The sequence below is a fragment of the Brevibacterium sp. CSND-B09 genome, from assembly GCF_052906525.1.
This window is the reverse complement of the sequence record NZ_JBREGI010000001.1, coordinates 2,622,172-2,638,149: the sequence shown is the minus strand read 5'-3', so window position 1 is coordinate 2,638,149 and position 15,978 is coordinate 2,622,172. Positions and strand designations below refer to the sequence as shown.

The following is a 15,978-nucleotide window of genomic DNA, read 5'->3' as shown; positions in this document are numbered from 1 at the left end:
CGTCGTCTCATACATCTCAGCTTGTCGGCTGTGATTAAGATGAGATTAAGACGCGGATGAGAAAGATCTTAGGTTCAGTCCACGCGGTATCCGAAGCCGCGCACCGTGGTGACGAAATCAGAGCCGAGCTTCTTGCGCAGGTACCCGATGTAGACGTCGACGACGTTCGAGCCGGGGTCGAAGTCGAATCCCCACACGTGGGAGAGCAGCTGTTCGCGGGAGAGGACGTTGCCTCTATTGCGCAGCAGGATCTCGGCCAGGGACAGTTCCCGAGCCGAGAGTTCGACGAGACGGTCTCTGACCCACACCTGCCTCTTGAGCAGGTCGATGCGCACCTCATCGCGGATGAGCTCCGTGGCTTCCTGTTCCTGCGGGCTCTCCTTGAGCCGCAGACGAACGCGAGCCAGCAGCTCCGCGAACCGGAAGGGCTTGATCATATAGTCGACCGCCCCGGACTCGAGAGCGTAGATCGTGTCGTCCGGGTTGTCCCGGGCGGTGAGCACGAGCACCGGCAGTTCTGGCCGGCGCTCACGCAGCTGCCCGAGTACGGTGAAGCCGTCGAGGACGGGCAGACCGATGTCGAGGATGACGAGCGCGAAGTCTCCCGTCAATGCCAGATCTCGCCCGGTGAGGCCGTCGGCGGCGGTCTGCGGACTGAACCCGGCGGCGGTCAGGCCCTTCGAGATGAAGGCGGAGATCCGCGCCTCGTCCTCGATCACGAGAATGCTCTTCACTTCTGTCCTTTCGGCAGGATCATGCGGAACTGTGCACCGATGGTGGTCCGGTCGAGCACGACCGTGCCTCCGTGCGCCTCGGCGATGGCGGAGATGATCGACAGCCCCAACCCGAACCCGGCCCCGTCGGTCGACCCACGGCAGAATCGGTCGAAGATGTCCTCGGCGATCTCGTCGGGCACCCCCTTGCCTTCGTCGCGGACCCAGACGTGCACGGATTCGGAGTCGTCCCGGGCACCGAAGACGATCTTCTGACCGTCCTCGGTATGTTCGACGGCGTTGGACGCCAGCTGCAGAAGCGCCTGGGTCAGGCGTTGTCGATCCCCGCGGAAACTCAGCGATTCGGGTACGTCGAGGCCCCATTCCCGGTCTCCCAGACCTTTGGCCTTCGCCAGGGAATCGGACACGACCCCGCTGAGGTCCACCTCGGCGAAACGCACGAAATCAGGGCGTCGGGCACGCGCAAGCAGGAGCAGCTCCTCGACGAGGCGACCCATCCGATCCGTCTCATCGAGCAGCATCGCCCGGGTCTCCTCGACATCGCCGACGTCCTCTGCGTTCATCGTCTCGAGGTGACCGCCGAGAATGGTCAGTGGCGTGCGCAGCTCGTGCCCGACGTCGTCGAGGAAGCGCCGCTGAGCTTCGAAAGCCGCCTCGAGGCGATCGAGCATCTCGTTGAAGGTGTGCCCGAGTTCGGCGATGTCATCATGGCCCTTCGTCTCCAGACGACTGCTGAGATCACCGCCGGAGATCGACTGCGCGGTCTGCCTCAGCTCGGTCACCGGTGACAGCAGCCGGCGTGCCAGAAGTGAGGAGAGTCCGGCGATGAGCAGAGTGGCGGCGAGCGCAACGACGACATAGATCTGCATGATCTGCACGAGGTCGGCATGGCTGGCCGAGACGTTGTGGACGACGACGAAGGCTCCCGCCCCGTTCGTCGCGGCCGCTCCGCCTGCCACCTCGCCGACGCCCTTCGTCCGGGAGGTCGAATCGGTGGGCGCGGTCTGGGTGTCCGTGGTCGTGCCCGCTCCCGCCTCGGTGCCGGCGATGGGCAGGACGAAGCCTTCGTATTCGACGTCACCGACGGTCAGGCGGATCTCCCCGCCTTTCTCGGCCGCCCCGGCTACGGCTTTCTCGAATTCGCTCGACCTGCCGAGGAGGTCCTTCGGTTCACCCTGATAGAGCACGCGGCCGTCGGTGAGGAACGCGAACAGCACCTCGTCCTCGTCCGGCCTGTTCTGGGCGAGGAAATTGCTGAGGATCTCATCGACGGAGGCGAATGGTCTGCCGGTCTGCGGATCGATCCCGTTCTCGGAGAACGTCCGCATCTCGTCGACCTCTTGGGACATCGAGGCGGTGGTCCGGCTGGAGACGTTGTTCGACTCCACGGTGTAGAGGATGAGGCCGACGATGGAGAGGGTGAGCACGGACAGTGCGGCAACGGTGATGGTCAACCGGTTCTGAACGGTCAGCCCGACGCGCCGTTCAGTCGTCATCGTCGTCCCCGTCATCGTCATCGTCGTCGTCCCGGTCATCATCGTCGCCGTCGTCGTCCCCGTCATCATCGTCGTCGGGGACTTCACGAGGCGGGTTGGGCACCGGTTCGTAGGAGTGCTCGATCTCATCAGGTTCTCGCGAATCCTCGCCTCCGGAGTCCGCGGCATCTGAGTCCTCGGCAGCGGAGGTGCCGGTGTCGGAGACACCAGTCGAGTCTTCGTCGGCAGAGCTGTCAGCGTCTGCATCCGACGTCTTGGAGGTCTCCGTCGGTTCGGGGGTGACTTCCACCGGGCTGAGATCCGGCGGGTCCGCTTGGGTGGTGTTGCGAACGATGAGCACGGTCAGCAGTGCGAGCATGACAACGAGACCGGCCACAATCCAGCCGATGATCTTCGATCGTCCACCCATACCGTCCACATTGCCCAAGGCCTGCCGCAAAGTCGAGCCGGAGGCGATGAGAGTCTTCTTAGGTGGAGTGTTCGGGCGCCTGTGATACCGTAAGCGCCGACCGCCACGACGACCCGCAGGAGCCCACCGATGAGCGACGATCGCGCGGACCGCGACCAGGCTGAGCCCGTATCCGCAGACCCCTCATCGCCGATGCCCGAGTCCCCCGAGCCGGACGATGGTTCCGCGCAGGCAGACGGTTCCGCAACCACTGAGCCGGATGCCACCTCCGAGTCCGAGGCCAAGGAGAATCCGTGGGCGGCGATCAAACCCTGGCAGGGCAAGGCTCAAGGCCTCGACAAGCTGCTGCTGTTCATCATCATCGGCGTCCCGCTCATCTACCTCGGCCTCATGCCGCTGCGACCGTGGATGCTCGTCAATGCCCCGGTCGTCCAGGAATTCATCAACGGCGCGAAGACCTCGATCGTCGCTGCCGCCGCCTATGCCCGGGTCGGTGAGATCCCGCTGTGGCTGGTCATCGTCGCCGGTTTCGTCGGCATGGCCAAACTCGATTGGGCGTTCTGGCTGGCCGGGCGCCGGTGGGGCGACGGTGTGCTGCGGCTCTTCGCACAGAACGAACGCCAGCTCAAACGCATCAACCAGCTGAAGAAGATCCCGAACTGGGCGCTGTTCCTCATGACGCTGATCTCGCGCTGCCCGGGAATCCCGGGCACCCTCGTCTACCTCGTCGCCGGGTGGACGCGGATGCGCCTGTCGCTGTTCCTCGTCGCCGACCTCCTCGGCTGCCTCATCTTCACGCTCATCTGGACATTCCTGGGCTACCAGCTCGGAGAAGCCGCGGTCGACATCCTCAAGGTCATCGACAAGTACGCCCTGTGGCTGACCCTGGCCCTGATCGTCGGCATCTTCGCCATCAGCTTCTTCAAGGAATACCGCAAGCAGAAGAAGGCCGAAGCCGCAGGCGGCACCTCCGAGAACTGACCATTCCCGCCGAACCGGGAGCCGCTTCGGATCCTGGTCAGGTGTCTCGGATCAGGAACCGAAGGACAGGAAGGTCTCACGCATGCGCTGCGGGTCGGCCTTCTGGCCGCTGAAGAGTTCGAACGCGTCGATGGCCTGATTGACCGCCATCCCCGATCCGTCGAGCGTGCGGCAGCCCTTCGCTCTGGCTTCGGCGAGCAGCTGCGTCTCGAGTGGGAAGTACACGACGTCGGCCACCCAGGTATCCGACCCGAACACGGAAGTGTCGACCGGAGTTCCCGGGTACGCCTTCATCCCCACCGGGGTGGCGTTGACGATCCCCTGCGCCGAGGCGGCCGCCCCTTCCAGCTCATCGAGCCCGATCGCTCGCGCCCGAGTTCCGACCGATGTCGTTTCTACGATGTCCGTGGCGAGTCCTTCGGCACGCTGCACATCGGTGTCAGCGATGATGAGCTCGCCGATCCCGAGTTCGGCGAGGGCGAACCCGACCGCACGCCCGGCACCGCCCGCACCGATCTGCACGACCTCCTCGGTGGCCGCACCGTCCAGTCCGGCACGGAATCCGGCGGCAAAACCGGTGACATCGGTGTTGTATCCCGTCGTCCGTCCGGCGCTGTCGATGACGACGGTGTTGACCGAATTGATGCGCGCGGCCACGGGATCGACCTCATCGAGGAGGCCGATGACCTGCTGCTTGAACGGATGAGTGATGTTGAGCCCGTCGAAACCGAGGCGGATCGCTGCGGCAAGCAGCTCCGTCAGTGTCGCCTCGGCGAGGTGGGGGCTGCTGATGTCGATGGTGCGGTAGATCGTGGGGATGGAATGTGCGGCACCTTCGTTCTCGTGCATCCGCGGGGTGCGGGAGGCGGAGATGCCATCGCCGATGAGGCCGAGGAGGAGGGATGAGGTCATAGTCTCGCTTTCGCGTTCGTGAGGTGGTCGATGAGGATCTCGACCGCGTGGACGTAGCCCTTCGCACCGGCTCCGGCGATGACGGCCGCGGCCACGGGTGAGAGATAGGAGTGGTGGCGCACGGCTTCCCGCGCATGCGGGTTGCTCAGATGCACCTCGATGATCGGGTGGTCATAGGATTTCAGCGCATCGTGCAGGGCCAGGGAGGTGTGCGTGTACGCTCCGGCGTTGATGATCGCACCGACCGTGGAGCGCCGGGCCGCATGGACGGCATCGATGAGCCCACCCTCATGGTTGCTCTGGATGCAGCGAACGCTCAGCCCCGCCTCGGCGGCGGTGTCGGCACACATGGCCTCGATATCGGCCAGCGTGGTGCGGCCGTAGATCTCCGGTTCGCGCTCCCCGAGGAGGTTGAGGTTGGGTCCGTTGAGGACAAGGATCTCGGGCCGGGGAGTCATTGGGCCAGGTGCAGCTTCGGCAGTGGTTGCGGGCATGGTCACCTCGGGAATCGGGCGGCGATGGAGGCCGCGGTCTCGGTCAGCTGGGGGACGAATTCGATGAGCTCGTCGAGGCTGCGGCGGAAGACCGGAGCGGCGAGCGCGAGCGAGGCCAGCAAGGTGCCGTCGAGGTCGAAGACGGGCACGGCCAGGGCATTCATGCCGATGTCGTTCTCTTCGGACTGTCCCGCCCAGCCGTCGGCGCGTATCTGTTCGAGACGTGTGCGCATCTTCGCCGTATCGGTGATCGAGTTCGGGGTGCGAGCGACGAGGTCGAGCGCGTCGACGGTGGCGTCGGCCTGTGGATCATGGGCGAGCAGAGCCTGACCGATCGCCGAGGTATGCAGCGGAGATTCGTCGCCGGGGTCGGTGGTCGTGCGGAACTGGGGGCCGTCGACGGTGAGCACAGTCAGTGCGGCATTGCCGCGACGGACGGCGAGGATACTCGATTCGCCGGTGGACTTCGTCAGTTCCTGCAGCAGATCCTTCGTCGCTCCGGACAGCCCCTGCCGGTGCGCGACCTTCTGCGCGAGGCGGAAGACCTCCATCCCGAGGGTGTAGATCTTCGTGCGCGCATCAAAGCTGGCATACCCGGATTCGACGAGCCCGCCGAGGAGGCGGTAGGCGGTCGAGAAGGGATAGCCGGTCGTCTCGGCGGCCTGGGCGGCGCTGATCCCCTCGGGTGATTCGCCGAGGAGTTCGAGCATCTCGAAGGTCTTCGTCACCGAGTTCGAGCCCTTGGGCGGCATGCTTCGCCTCCTTGCGTTGCTGTGGCAGTTCGGTGGTGCTGGGGCAGTATGTGCAGGTGGTTCGTGAGTCCGGAAAGCAGAATTCCCTCGTTCCACGTTGACAGGCTATGTCATCTCAATCACACTGTAAACCACAATGTAACAATTATTGCCACACTATGGCAATGCAGTATCGGTCCGATGAACGCTCGACAGCGCCGAGGCCGTCGATAAGTCCTGAGAGTGAGAAATGCGAGGAAGCATGAGCAACGCGATCGAGGAAGCTCGCCCCACGAAGAAGACACCGCTGCGCGCGGCCTTGTCGAGTTGGACGGGTTCGGCCCTGGAGTACTACGACTTCGCGGTCTACGGGACCGCGGCGGCGCTGGTGCTCAACACTCTGTTCTTCCCCGAGACCACCGCACCGGGGATCGCCATTCTGCTGGCGATGGGTACGGTCGGGGTCGCCTATGTCGTGCGTCCGCTGGGTGCGCTCATCATGGGACCGCTCGGTGACCGCTTCGGTCGCAAGTTCGTCCTCATGCTCACTCTGTTCATGATGGGCGTGTCGACCTTCGTCGTCGGCTGCCTGCCGACCTATGACCAGGTCGGAATGCTCGCTCCGATCCTGCTCGTGCTCTGCCGCATCATCCAGGGCCTGTCGGCTTCGGGTGAACAGGCGAGCGCAATCTCAGTCTCCCTCGAACATTCGGACGAGGCGAAGCGGTCGTGGACAACGAGCTGGACCTTGCACGGCACTCAGGCCGGCACCCTGCTGGCCACAGCCGTGTTCATTCCCTTCACTGCCTTCCTCCCTGACGAAGCACTCTTCAGTTGGGGCTGGCGTGTACCGTTCTGGCTGTCGGCACTGGTCGTGCTCACCGCCTGGCTCATCCGTCGCGGGCTCGAGGAGCCGCCGGCATTCAAGGAGTCGCGGGTTGAGAACCCACCGCTCATGCAGGTCTTCCGGTGGCACAAGGCTGCGGTCGTCCGCGTGGCCGTGTGCGCCATGGTCAACACCGTGAATATGGTCTTCACCGTCTGGTCGCTGTCGTTCGCCACGTCGATCGTCGGCCTCGAGCGTTCGACCATGCTGCTCGTCTCGGTCATCGCCAACGGTGTCGCCCTCTTCGCGATCCCGGCGGCCGCACTGCTCTCCGACCGATTCGGCCGGAAGCCGATCTTCATCACCGGCGCCGTCGGATCGGGTCTGATGATGTTCCCGTACCTGGGTGCGGTCTCGGCCGGGAACTGGCCGCTCATCTTCGTCTTCGGCGCCATCATGTCCGGCTGCGCGTACTCGCTGGCCAACTCCATCTGGCCCTCGTTCTACGCCGAGATGTTCCCGACGACGGCACGAGTGACAGGTCTGGCACTGGGCACACAGGTCGGATTCGCGGTCTCCGGCGGTCTGGCTCCGGTCCTCGCTTCCGCTGTCGCCGGCGCCGGAGGAGAGAATTGGGTCTCGGTCGCCGCGTTCACCGCGGGCGTCTGCGTCGTCGTCGGCCTGGTCGCGATGACGGCGAAGGAGACGAAGGGACTGAGCCTGGAAGAGATCGATGTCGTCCACGAGGAAAGGTCACGATGAAAACCTCGATTGCCACGGTGTGCCTGTCAGGCACGCTCGAGGAGAAGCTGCAGGCTGCCGCAACGGCAGGATTCGACGGGGTCGAGATCTTCGAACAGGATCTCATCGTCTCCCCCAACTCCCCCGAAGCGACCGCTGCACTGGCCGCAGAGCTCGGACTGAGTCTTGACCTCTATCAGCCCTTCCGCGATTTCGAAGGCGTCGATGACGAGCAGTTCGCCGCCAATCTGACCCGGGCCGAGGCGAAGTTCCAGCTGATGAGTCGAATGGGTATGACCACGATCTTGCTGTGCTCGAACGTCGCCACCGCAACCATCGACAACGATGAGGTCGTCGTCGATCAGCTGCGCCGCCTCGGCGATCTGGCAGAGAGATACGGCATCAATGTCGCCTACGAGGCGCTGGCCTGGGGTCGATTCGTCTCCGAATACGATCGCGCCTGGGACCTCGTCAAGGCCGCCGACCATCCGCGCATCGGCACCTGCCTCGACAGCTTCCACATCCTCTCCCGCGGTACGGACCTGTCACGCATCGCCGAGATCCCGGGCGAGAAGATCTTCTTCCTCCAGCTCGCCGACGCCCCCGCCCTGTCGATGGACGTGCTCAGCTGGTCCCGTCACCACCGAGTCTTCCCCGGCGAAGGCTCATGGGACCTCACTGACTTCCTCGCTCGCGTCGCCGGGACCGGTTATTCCGGACCGGTGTCGCTCGAAGTCTTCAACGACTCCTTCCGGCAGGCCGACACTCAGCGCACCGCCGTCGACGGGCTGCGCTCCCTGCGGTGGCTCGAGGCGGCGACCGCGGATCAGGTGTCTGTGGACAATGACCCGGGTTCGGCCAGCGGCACTTCTGCAGCCGCCGGTGCGGGACGAGTGCGTCTCGACCTGCAGCGACTGCCCGAGGTCGCCGAACCTCGCGGCGTCGACTACGTCGAGCTCGGCACCGACGACCTCGGGGCACTGACCCGGCAGATCCACCAGCTCGGATTCCGCTTCGTCGGATTCCACCGCACGAAGCCGCACGTCCAGCTGTGGCGTCGCGGACAGGCACGCATCGTCGTCACCGAATCCGCTGGTGTCGACCCCGTGGAATCCGAGCCCTCTGGCGCACCCACCGGATCGGGAACCCATCTGCACGGCATCGGCTTCGCCGTGGCCGATGCCGACGCCGCGATCAATCGGGCGATTCTGCTCCAGGCGACCGAGGTCCCCCGCGACCAGGCCCATGACGAGGAGATCCTGCGCGGCGTCTTCGCTCCCGACGGGTCCGAGGTATTCTTCGGCAACGGAACCGGCATCGACCCCACGTGGACCGAGGAATTCGGCAACGTCCCCGACGATCGCCGCTCGGCCATCGACCACGTCAACCTCGCACAGCCGGCCCACCACTATGACGAAGCGGTGCTCTTCTACACCTCTCTTCTCGCGCTCCACGCTCAGGTCTCGAACGATGTGCCCAGCCCCTCGGGTCTCGTCCGGTCGCAGGTGATGGCAAGCTCCGACGGGACGATCCGCATGCCGCTCAACCTCGCGCCGCGTTCTGCCGAAACTTCGACGACCGGTGGCTACCCCGAGCACGTCGCTCTCGCCTGCGATGACATCTTCACGGCCGCAGAGACCGCGGTCTCACGAGGATTGGACTTCCTGCCTGTTCCCGAGAACTACTACGAGGATCTCGAGGCTCGTTTCGATCTCGCCCCCGATCTGCTCGAACGGCTGCGGGCGAACAACATCCTCTACGACCGCGACGGCAGCGGCGAGTTCCTCCATTTCTACACCTCGACGATCGGATCGGTGTTCTTCGAGATGGTCGAACGCCGCAATGACTACCAGGGATACGGCGCCCCGAACGCGCCGGTGCGGCTGGCCGCACAGCACCGGCGCAACGCGGGTCGCTGAGCCGAGCGCACTGCTCGACACGGTTCAGAAGGGCCTGCCCGCCACCGGTTCCGGGCTGAACTCCCAGACCGAACTGGACGTCTCAGGACCCTCGATCGGACCGTCAGCCGGCAGAAGGTCCTCGTCCTTGAGCAGTGAGAGGATACGGCCGTGCGAAGCCTGCCAGACGATCCTTCGGACGGCTGACACCTCGGTGTCGAGCACGCGGGCGACTGCGTGGATCTCATCGTGCACGTAGTCGACGGTGAGATCGGCTTCGGAGTCGGCCACCTCGGCGAGGTATCCGATCACCTTGTCGTCGACCTCGAACTGAGGGCACCCGGCGAGCATCAGCAGGTGGAGCCACGTGATGCCCGAGCTCTGGCTGGGCAGAGCTCGCCAGGCCTTCGAGACGTCGTTGTAGAACGCATCGTTGCCGACTCCCTCGCCGACCGCTTCAAGCAGATCACCGACATCATCGATCCCATAGTCGGCCATGACTCGGGTGGCGTCGTCGACGACCTCGGCCTTGAGCACCGCCCCCGGGCGGGTGCTAGCCGGTTTGAGGTTGCACGCCTCGAACTCAGCCCACGGACGTGCCCCACCTGCGGCGGCGATCGAGTAGCGCAGCGACTTCGCTCCATGGGCTTCTCCGTGCTGGGCGATGTACCGGGCGACGACTTTATCCACCGCCGTCGGGTGGGAGCCCGTCGAATAGATTGCGTCGAGGATGCACAGCGCGAGGCTCGCCGGGTAGCTCGGTGTCATCGTCTGGCCGAAGTCGCCGAGGAACTCTCCGCACCTCTGCGCCAAACGAGCGACGCTGTTGGTCGTGATCATCATTGTTCTGACCTTCCGTCGTGCGCCGCACCCTGCGACGCGTCACCTCCGACTCCGATGTCGGATGCGTGGACAGAACATTAGACCGCGGCACTGACATGACTTGCTCGGGAATGAATAGAACACCATTGGTCCGCAGTTTCACCTGCTTCTACACACTTCACCGGGCTGAGATGTGCGCAGCGATCCCAATTCGCCGCCGGCGGCGAATCAGGCCAAGAGGCCGGTCGCCCGTCCTTGGCAGCCATCATGGCCTCTGGCAAAGTGGAGCCATGAGCACAGAAGAGATCATCATCGACGGCCCCCTGGCACGCGCAACGCGGATCCTCTGCCAGGTCTCGGCCAAGCACGTGGCAGACAAAGCTGAGATCGACAAGTCCGAACTCAAGGACTACGAAAAGGGGAAAGCGGACCTGACCGCCGAGCAGGAGCGTCGACTCATCCTCGCCCTCGAACAGTACGGTGCGCGGTTCATTCCCGACGGCAAGGAAGGCGGCTACGGCATCCGCCTGAAGTTCAGCCGCGCAAAGGTCCGCGCCATCGAACGCTGGGAAGACGAAGGCGGCACCCCCGGCGCCGACGACGTCTGAGCGCCGCGCGCAGACGCAGGGCCTCCTCGGTGAGGCGAAGCCCTGCCAGGGAGTCCCTTGTGACTTCCGGGAATTCCGTTGCGACGACTGTGGCCTCGAATCCGCGCGGAGCGGATTCGAGGCCACAGGTGCATCCGTCGGCGCCGAGCAACCACCTCGGCGACGTTCGAAGTCACCGGCGGATATCGCCGATGAAGATCAGGCGAGTATCAGCGGAGAACGTCAGTTCTTGCCGATGAACTCGAGGTTGTCGACGACACGATTGGAGAAGCCCCACTCGTTGTCATACCAGGCAACGACCTTGACGTGGTTGCCGACGACGCGGGTGAGCGCGGAGTCGAAGATCGACGAAGCGGGCTGACCGACGATATCGGAGGAGACGACGGGCTCGGTCTCATAGTCGAGGATGCCCTTGAGCTCACCCTCGGCGGCCTTCTTGTAGGCGTCGAGCACCTCGTCGCGGGTGACCTCGCGGGACACGGTCGTGTTGATCTCGACGATCGATCCGACCGGGACGGGCACGCGGATGGCGTCGCCGGACAGCTTGCCGTCGAGCTGCGGGAGGACGAGGCCGATGGCCTTGGCCGCACCCGTCGAGGTGGGGATCATGTTCTCGGCGGCGGCACGGGAACGGCGGGGATCCTTATGAGGGCCGTCCTGGACCATCTGGTCGCCCGTGTAGGCGTGGACGGTGGTCATGAAGCCCTGCTCGATTCCGGCGAGGTCGTCGAGGACCTTGGCCAGCGGGGCCAGGGCGTTCGTGGTGCAGGAGGCGTTGGAGATGACGGTGTGCTCGGGCTTGTACGCCTCGTTGTTCACTCCGTAGGCGAGGGTGACGTCGGCACCCTTCGAGGGAGCGGAGACAAGGACCTTCTTCGCGCCAGCGGTGATGTGGGCGCTGGCCTTTTCGGCCTTGGTGAAGCGGCCGGTCGATTCGAGCGCGATGTCGATGTCGAGCTCACCCCAGGGCAGTTTGGCCGGATCTTTCTCGGCGAAGACCTTGATGGCCTTGCCGTCGATGACGATCTCATCATCCGTGGCCTCGACGTCATGGTTGAAGCGCCCGAGGGTGGTGTCGAACTTCAGCAGCCGAGCGAGATCGTCCACGGGGCCCAGGTCGTTGATGGCCACGACCTCGAGCTCGCTGCCGCGCTCGATCAGCGCGCGCAGGGTGCTGCGTCCGATGCGACCGAAACCATTGATGGCGATGCGAGTCAATGTCACTCCTTGTAGATGTTGAAGACGGGATTCGTCGTGATATCTCCATCATGGGCGATTTCCACAAACGTCAACAGTGGCCAGCCAGACAATCTACGCAAGGTTCTCGCCAGTCGTATTGCCAAAGGTCGAAAGTTTCTGGCCACCGTTGTCTTCGTGTGATCCAGGCCCATGAAATGTGCCGAAAAATGCCCCAGCTCGGCCCGGAGGTGTCAGATCCTCGCCCTGACAAGCGCCCGCTTTCAGCCCTGGAAGGAGTGACGGTAGTCGTTCGGGGAGGTCGAGAGGATGCGCTGAAAGTGCATCCGCAGATTCGCACCCGTTCCGAGTCCCACCTGGTCAGCGATCTGTTCGATGCCCAGGTCGGAGTTCTCCAAGAGCTCCCGGGCGACATCGACTCGGGCTCTGAGCACCCACTGCATCGGTGTGTAGCCGGTGTCTTCGACGAAGCGGCGGGAGAAGGTGCGCACGGAGACTCCGGCATTGGCGGCGAGATCCCGCAGGGTGATCTTCTCGCCGATGTGCTGAAGCGCCCATTCGCGGGTGTCGGCGAAGTCGTCGCCGAGCGGGTCAGGCACGCTGCGCGGCACGTACTGCGCCTGGCCGGCGCTGCGATAGGCGGCGGCGACGAGCCGCCGGGCGACCTGATTGGACAGTCCGACGCCGTGATCGCTGCGGATGAGATGGAGGCACAGATCGATCGCCGAGGCGGCTCCGGCGGAGGTCAGCAGCTGCCCTTCGTCGATGAAGAGGACGTTTTCGTCGACCTTGATCGAGGGGAACCGTCGGGCGAGCTCCTTCGCCGTCGACCAGTGCGTGGTGGCGCGTCGCCCGACGAGCAGCCCCGTGCGCGCGAGGACGAAGGTGCCGGTGGAGATGGCAGCGATCCGCGCGCCGCGTTCGAAAGCCGAGAGGAGCGCCCCGACGACCGAGGCCGGTGGTTCTTCTGCCACCGCCGAGGTGGCACCCGGCAGGATGATCGTGTCCGCGGTCTCCAGGGCGTGAAGTCCCTGGTCGACGGAATAGTCGAGCCCGTCCGAACCGGTCACCTTTCCTGCAGCGATGCCGCAGACCTCAACCTCGTAGGGCCAGACCCCTGCAGGGACGCTCGCCGCCCGTCCGCCGGGCACGGCGGAAGCCGCCTCACCGCTCGGATTCGGCTGGGAGCGTGGGGCCGCTTCGGTGCGGGTGCGGTCTGTGGCTGCGTTCGACTCCCGCCCGAAGATCTGGACGGGGACGCCGAGATCCATGGCAGACACCCCGTCCAGTGCCAGCACGAGGATGCGGTGCGGGCGGGAACGGGTTGTTCTGCGCGGAAGGGTGCGGGGCTCGTCACTCATGATCGCCTCTCAGTCTAGGCAATCGGGACTCGACCCGGGGCGAACTCAGTGCTCGTGGACCCCGGTGAGCTTGAAGCCCAAACGACCGTGGGCATAGGCTCCACCGGCACGAAGAGCCGAGGCAGTCCAGGCAGTCTCTGCCAGTTCGGTCTCCGTGGCGCCGGCCTTGACGGCGGCATTCGAATGCGCATCGATGCAGTAGGCACACTGGGTGGTCAAGCCGACGGCGTAGGCGATGAGCTCACGGTACTTCAGCGGGATTTCACGACCTTCGGAAGCGAAGACGGCGTTGTTGAACTCGCCGAAGGCCTTGAGGATGTCGGGAGTGGTTTCCTTGTAGGCCCTGTCGTACTTGCGGTCGTTCTCGCGGTCGAAGAAGTCGGTCATGGTCATATCTCCTATGATCGGTGTCATTCCGATCCTCACGCTACCGAGTCCCCGCACCAATCGCTACGGAATTGTCACCTAAGAGGCGGATCGACACGTACACAGCTACGCCGGACGGGACTGCGGTCGGCATGCCTCCTGTGGGTGGATCCGCTTCGAGTATCCGCACTGTTTCGAGGTAGATCCGCCCGCAGGAGACACGCGAACCGCTCGGGCTCAGTACAGCGTGTTCTGGCCGATGAGAGGGGCAGTCTGCGCTCCCGGCAGAGGCGGATCCTGAGTTGCAGCTGCTGGAGGCGCGGCCTCAGGATGTGCAACTGCTGCTTCACTCAGCGCAGGCACGGGCGCTGCAGATGCAAGGTCTGCAGCTGCTGGGGCTGCCGGAATCGGGTCTGCGGGAGCCGGCGCTACGGGGGCATCTTCCGCCGGGGCGGGCAAGGTCTGTGCAGGGACCGATTCGACGGATTCCGCAGCCGCCTGCACCGCTTCGGCTGGTGACGCAGCCACCGGAATCGAATCCGCAGCCAGAGCCTCGGCACTCGCCGCCTCGGGGCTGCCGATACTCGGGTCGGCGGGAGCAGCTGCGCTCGGCACTGCAGGGGCGGTGCCCGGTACAGAGTTCCGGGGGGCCGCCTCGGTGGGTGCAGGGCTTGCAGGCGTCTGACCAGCGGTCGGGACCGCCTCGGCGATGGCCTCGAACATTGCCAGGGTGCCGTGCTGGGCCGCGAGGCTCACCGGTTCTGGGTCGCTCGAGAGCTTGATGCCGACGGTCTGAGTGGCGCGGTCGATGTAGAGCATCTGGCCGTGGATGCCGATGCCGATGACGACGTTGCGATCGGCCGAGGGCATCCAGAACTGGCTGCGGTACATTCCGCCCGGGTAGGAGCGTCCCGACGGGGACGCAGCGAAGACCTTGGCGGAGTCCTCGGCGCCGGTGAAGATGTCTTCGACCCATTCCGCCGAAAGCACGCGTTCACCGTTGTCCGTGGTGCCGCCTCGGGCGATCATCTCGCCGAAGCGGGCGAGGTCGCGCAGGGTGGCACTGATGGCACCGTCGGCGATCGATCCGCCCCACCGGTCCTGGCAGACCTGGGCGGCGTGGGCGGCGCCGATCCGCGACCACACGTATTCGCTGGCGACGATGGAGAACGGCTGACCGGTGACCGCCTCGGCGATCCAGGCGAGCACGTCGGTTTCGCAGCTGCGGTAGACGAATGCTGAGCCGTGTTCTCGGTCGCTGGTCAGCCCGATGAGGAAGTTCTTGATCCCCTTCGCCGAGGCGGCTGATCGGGGCGCGAAATCGACCGCTTCGAACAGGGCCCGGATCTCGGAGCCTTCCTCGAGGTATTCCTCGGAGAACTTGATGCCCGAGCGCATGTCGAGCAGATCGCGAATGGTGGCTCCCGCGTAGCCGCTCTTGGCCAATGCGGGCACATGCGTGGTGACAAGGTCGGTGGGGCGCAGCAGTCCGGCGTCGGCGAGCGCACCGATAACGGTGGCGACGATGGACTTGCTCACGGAGAAGAGCATGTGCTGGCGGGCGGGCTTCATCGGCCAGGCGTATTCCTCGGCCAGCGCCACTCCGTTGCGTGTGACGAGCCAGGCGTCGGTGTGGGTGTTGGCCAGCACGTCGCCGACGGTGGTCCAGTCCTCGTCGGCGGCCGGCCATTTCTCGCGGTCGATCGTCAAGGACCGGAAGTCGTTGTCTTCGGTGACGTATTCGCGCACCGGCCCGATGCCGCGCGGGATGCCGCCGGTCGGGAAGATCTCCTGCATTCGGGTGAGCGCGAAGGCGAAGAACTCGGGCCATTTCCAGGTGTCGAGGTCGATGCTCTCGAGCACCGCTTCCGATGGGTCGACGATCGCGTCTTCACTGGCAGAGGTGAGTTCCCCGACGTGCGGCAGGGTGATGTCCAACGCCGAGGCGTCGACATCATCGACTCCGGACTGCACGGTTGCATGGTCCGCGGAAACCGAGGGCTGCTGGGAGTCCGCGTCCGCAGATCGACCGGGAGCCGCCTCGGTGGCGGTGTCTGTGGATGTGCCGATGCCCTTGGTATTGCCGGACAATGCACCGATTCGTCGGTTCGGCGGGGTCACCGGGCGGGGCGGAAACGTCTCGTCTTCGCCTGCCATGTCACCTCCGCTGTCTCGACCTGGACTGCGCTGCGCATGCGCGCGGCCGTCCCGATGTGCAGGGAACAGACTACCGGTATGAGGTGAAACTCCGTAGTCGAGAAGAGCCGATTGGGGCGATGCGGCGTTCTCCGTCCCGATCGTCTGCGTCTCTCACCTGGAGTGACGGTAATGGTGATTACCTATCAGTTATTCATCTGACAGTTGGTCACAGTGCCGATGCGGCGCGCTCGGCTTCCGACTCA

General features: G+C 64.9%; 15 protein-coding genes. 4 read left to right on the top strand and 11 right to left on the bottom strand.

The features are described from left to right. Positions 1–74: 74 nt before the first annotated feature. The 3 genes from ACU4IU_RS11760 to ACU4IU_RS11750 are packed head-to-tail and all read right to left on the bottom strand — an operon-like array spanning position 75 to position 2,639. Positions 75–734 (bottom strand): response regulator transcription factor, encoded by a 660-nt coding sequence (locus ACU4IU_RS11760; RefSeq protein ID WP_446656825.1) that lies wholly within the window; start codon positions 732–734, stop codon positions 75–77. After that, entirely contained in the window at positions 731–2,296 is a 1,566-nt protein-coding gene (locus ACU4IU_RS11755) for an ATP-binding protein (RefSeq protein WP_446656824.1), read from the bottom strand. Before ACU4IU_RS11755 ends, ACU4IU_RS11760 begins: the two co-directional genes overlap by 4 nt. Further along, on the bottom strand, positions 2,220–2,639 hold the full coding sequence (locus tag ACU4IU_RS11750) for a hypothetical protein (RefSeq protein ID WP_446656823.1): 420 nt from the start codon (positions 2,637–2,639) through the stop codon (positions 2,220–2,222). The genes ACU4IU_RS11755 and ACU4IU_RS11750 overlap by 77 nt, the downstream gene beginning before the upstream one ends. Before the next feature lie 129 nt (positions 2,640–2,768). Between ACU4IU_RS11750 and ACU4IU_RS11745 the strand changes: the two genes are divergently transcribed. Further along, entirely contained in the window at positions 2,769–3,620 is an 852-nt protein-coding gene (locus ACU4IU_RS11745) for a DedA family protein (protein WP_446656822.1), read from the top strand. A gap of 51 nt (positions 3,621–3,671) precedes the next feature. On the opposite strand, the gene ACU4IU_RS11740 is transcribed toward ACU4IU_RS11745, so the two are convergent. The 3 genes from ACU4IU_RS11740 to ACU4IU_RS11730 are packed head-to-tail and all read right to left on the bottom strand — an operon-like array spanning position 3,672 to position 5,778. Then, entirely contained in the window at positions 3,672–4,532 is an 861-nt protein-coding gene (locus ACU4IU_RS11740) for a shikimate dehydrogenase (protein ID WP_446656821.1), read from the bottom strand. After that, entirely contained in the window at positions 4,529–5,026 is a 498-nt protein-coding gene (gene aroQ, locus ACU4IU_RS11735; RefSeq protein ID WP_258041772.1) for a type II 3-dehydroquinate dehydratase, read from the bottom strand. The genes ACU4IU_RS11740 and aroQ overlap by 4 nt, the downstream gene beginning before the upstream one ends. 2 nt (positions 5,027–5,028) lie before the next feature. Then, the gene (locus ACU4IU_RS11730) at positions 5,029–5,778 is read right to left on the bottom strand and encodes an IclR family transcriptional regulator (RefSeq protein ID WP_420095463.1); all 750 of its coding nucleotides are present in this window, start codon (positions 5,776–5,778) and stop codon (positions 5,029–5,031) included. Between the two features lie 241 nt (positions 5,779–6,019). Between ACU4IU_RS11730 and ACU4IU_RS11725 the strand changes: the two genes are divergently transcribed. Beyond that, positions 6,020–7,345 (top strand): MFS transporter, encoded by a 1,326-nt coding sequence (locus ACU4IU_RS11725; RefSeq protein WP_139467996.1) that lies wholly within the window; start codon positions 6,020–6,022, stop codon positions 7,343–7,345. Continuing rightward, entirely contained in the window at positions 7,342–9,243 is a 1,902-nt protein-coding gene (locus ACU4IU_RS11720) for a bifunctional sugar phosphate isomerase/epimerase/4-hydroxyphenylpyruvate dioxygenase family protein (RefSeq protein WP_446656820.1), read from the top strand. Before ACU4IU_RS11725 ends, ACU4IU_RS11720 begins: the two co-directional genes overlap by 4 nt. 24 nt (positions 9,244–9,267) lie before the next feature. Here ACU4IU_RS11720 and ACU4IU_RS11715 read toward each other — a convergent pair whose 3' ends face one another. Continuing rightward, a complete protein-coding gene (locus ACU4IU_RS11715; protein ID WP_446656819.1) occupies positions 9,268–10,065 on the bottom strand; it encodes a hypothetical protein in 798 nt (265 codons plus the stop codon). 269 nt (positions 10,066–10,334) lie between these two features. Between ACU4IU_RS11715 and ACU4IU_RS11710 the strand changes: the two genes are divergently transcribed. Continuing rightward, positions 10,335–10,652 (top strand): XRE family transcriptional regulator, encoded by a 318-nt coding sequence (locus tag ACU4IU_RS11710; protein WP_181270801.1) that lies wholly within the window; start codon positions 10,335–10,337, stop codon positions 10,650–10,652. A gap of 222 nt (positions 10,653–10,874) precedes the next feature. On the opposite strand, the gene gap is transcribed toward ACU4IU_RS11710, so the two are convergent. The 4 genes from gap to ACU4IU_RS11690 form a co-directional block, all read right to left on the bottom strand. Beyond that, the gene (gene gap, locus ACU4IU_RS11705; RefSeq protein ID WP_376906029.1) at positions 10,875–11,870 is read right to left on the bottom strand and encodes a type I glyceraldehyde-3-phosphate dehydrogenase; all 996 of its coding nucleotides are present in this window, start codon (positions 11,868–11,870) and stop codon (positions 10,875–10,877) included. A gap of 242 nt (positions 11,871–12,112) precedes the next feature. Beyond that, entirely contained in the window at positions 12,113–13,210 is a 1,098-nt protein-coding gene (locus ACU4IU_RS11700) for a GlxA family transcriptional regulator (protein ID WP_446656818.1), read from the bottom strand. 45 nt (positions 13,211–13,255) lie between these two features. After that, positions 13,256–13,603: a carboxymuconolactone decarboxylase family protein gene (locus tag ACU4IU_RS11695; protein ID WP_253903874.1), complete on the bottom strand. Its 348-nt coding sequence runs from the start codon at positions 13,601–13,603 to the stop codon at positions 13,256–13,258. A 210-nt stretch (positions 13,604–13,813) separates the two neighbouring features. After that, the gene (locus ACU4IU_RS11690; RefSeq protein WP_446656817.1) at positions 13,814–15,733 is read right to left on the bottom strand and encodes a serine hydrolase domain-containing protein; all 1,920 of its coding nucleotides are present in this window, start codon (positions 15,731–15,733) and stop codon (positions 13,814–13,816) included. Between the last annotated feature and the right edge of the window lie 245 nt (positions 15,734–15,978).

What these genes read in the sequence shown, in the direction of transcription:
- ACU4IU_RS11725 (WP_139467996.1), top strand. Translation starts at nt 6,020, where the DNA reads ATGAGCAACGCGATCGAGGAAGCTCGCCCCACGAAGAAGACACCGCTG.
- ACU4IU_RS11700 (WP_446656818.1), bottom strand. Translation starts at nt 13,210, where the DNA reads ATGAGTGACGAGCCCCGCACCCTTCCGCGCAGAACAACCCGTTCCCGC.
- ACU4IU_RS11690 (WP_446656817.1), bottom strand. Translation starts at nt 15,733, where the DNA reads ATGGCAGGCGAAGACGAGACGTTTCCGCCCCGCCCGGTGACCCCGCCG.
- ACU4IU_RS11695 (WP_253903874.1), bottom strand. Translation starts at nt 13,603, where the DNA reads ATGACCATGACCGACTTCTTCGACCGCGAGAACGACCGCAAGTACGAC.
- ACU4IU_RS11740 (WP_446656821.1), bottom strand. Translation starts at nt 4,532, where the DNA reads ATGACCTCATCCCTCCTCCTCGGCCTCATCGGCGATGGCATCTCCGCC.
- ACU4IU_RS11745 (WP_446656822.1), top strand. Translation starts at nt 2,769, where the DNA reads ATGAGCGACGATCGCGCGGACCGCGACCAGGCTGAGCCCGTATCCGCA.
- aroQ (WP_258041772.1), bottom strand. Translation starts at nt 5,026, where the DNA reads ATGCCCGCAACCACTGCCGAAGCTGCACCTGGCCCAATGACTCCCCGG.
- ACU4IU_RS11715 (WP_446656819.1), bottom strand. Translation starts at nt 10,065, where the DNA reads ATGATGATCACGACCAACAGCGTCGCTCGTTTGGCGCAGAGGTGCGGA.
- ACU4IU_RS11720 (WP_446656820.1), top strand. Translation starts at nt 7,342, where the DNA reads ATGAAAACCTCGATTGCCACGGTGTGCCTGTCAGGCACGCTCGAGGAG.
- ACU4IU_RS11730 (WP_420095463.1), bottom strand. Translation starts at nt 5,778, where the DNA reads ATGCCGCCCAAGGGCTCGAACTCGGTGACGAAGACCTTCGAGATGCTC.
- ACU4IU_RS11755 (WP_446656824.1), bottom strand. Translation starts at nt 2,296, where the DNA reads ATGACGGGGACGACGACGGCGACGATGATGACCGGGACGACGACGATG.
- ACU4IU_RS11750 (WP_446656823.1), bottom strand. Translation starts at nt 2,639, where the DNA reads ATGGGTGGACGATCGAAGATCATCGGCTGGATTGTGGCCGGTCTCGTT.
- ACU4IU_RS11710 (WP_181270801.1), top strand. Translation starts at nt 10,335, where the DNA reads ATGAGCACAGAAGAGATCATCATCGACGGCCCCCTGGCACGCGCAACG.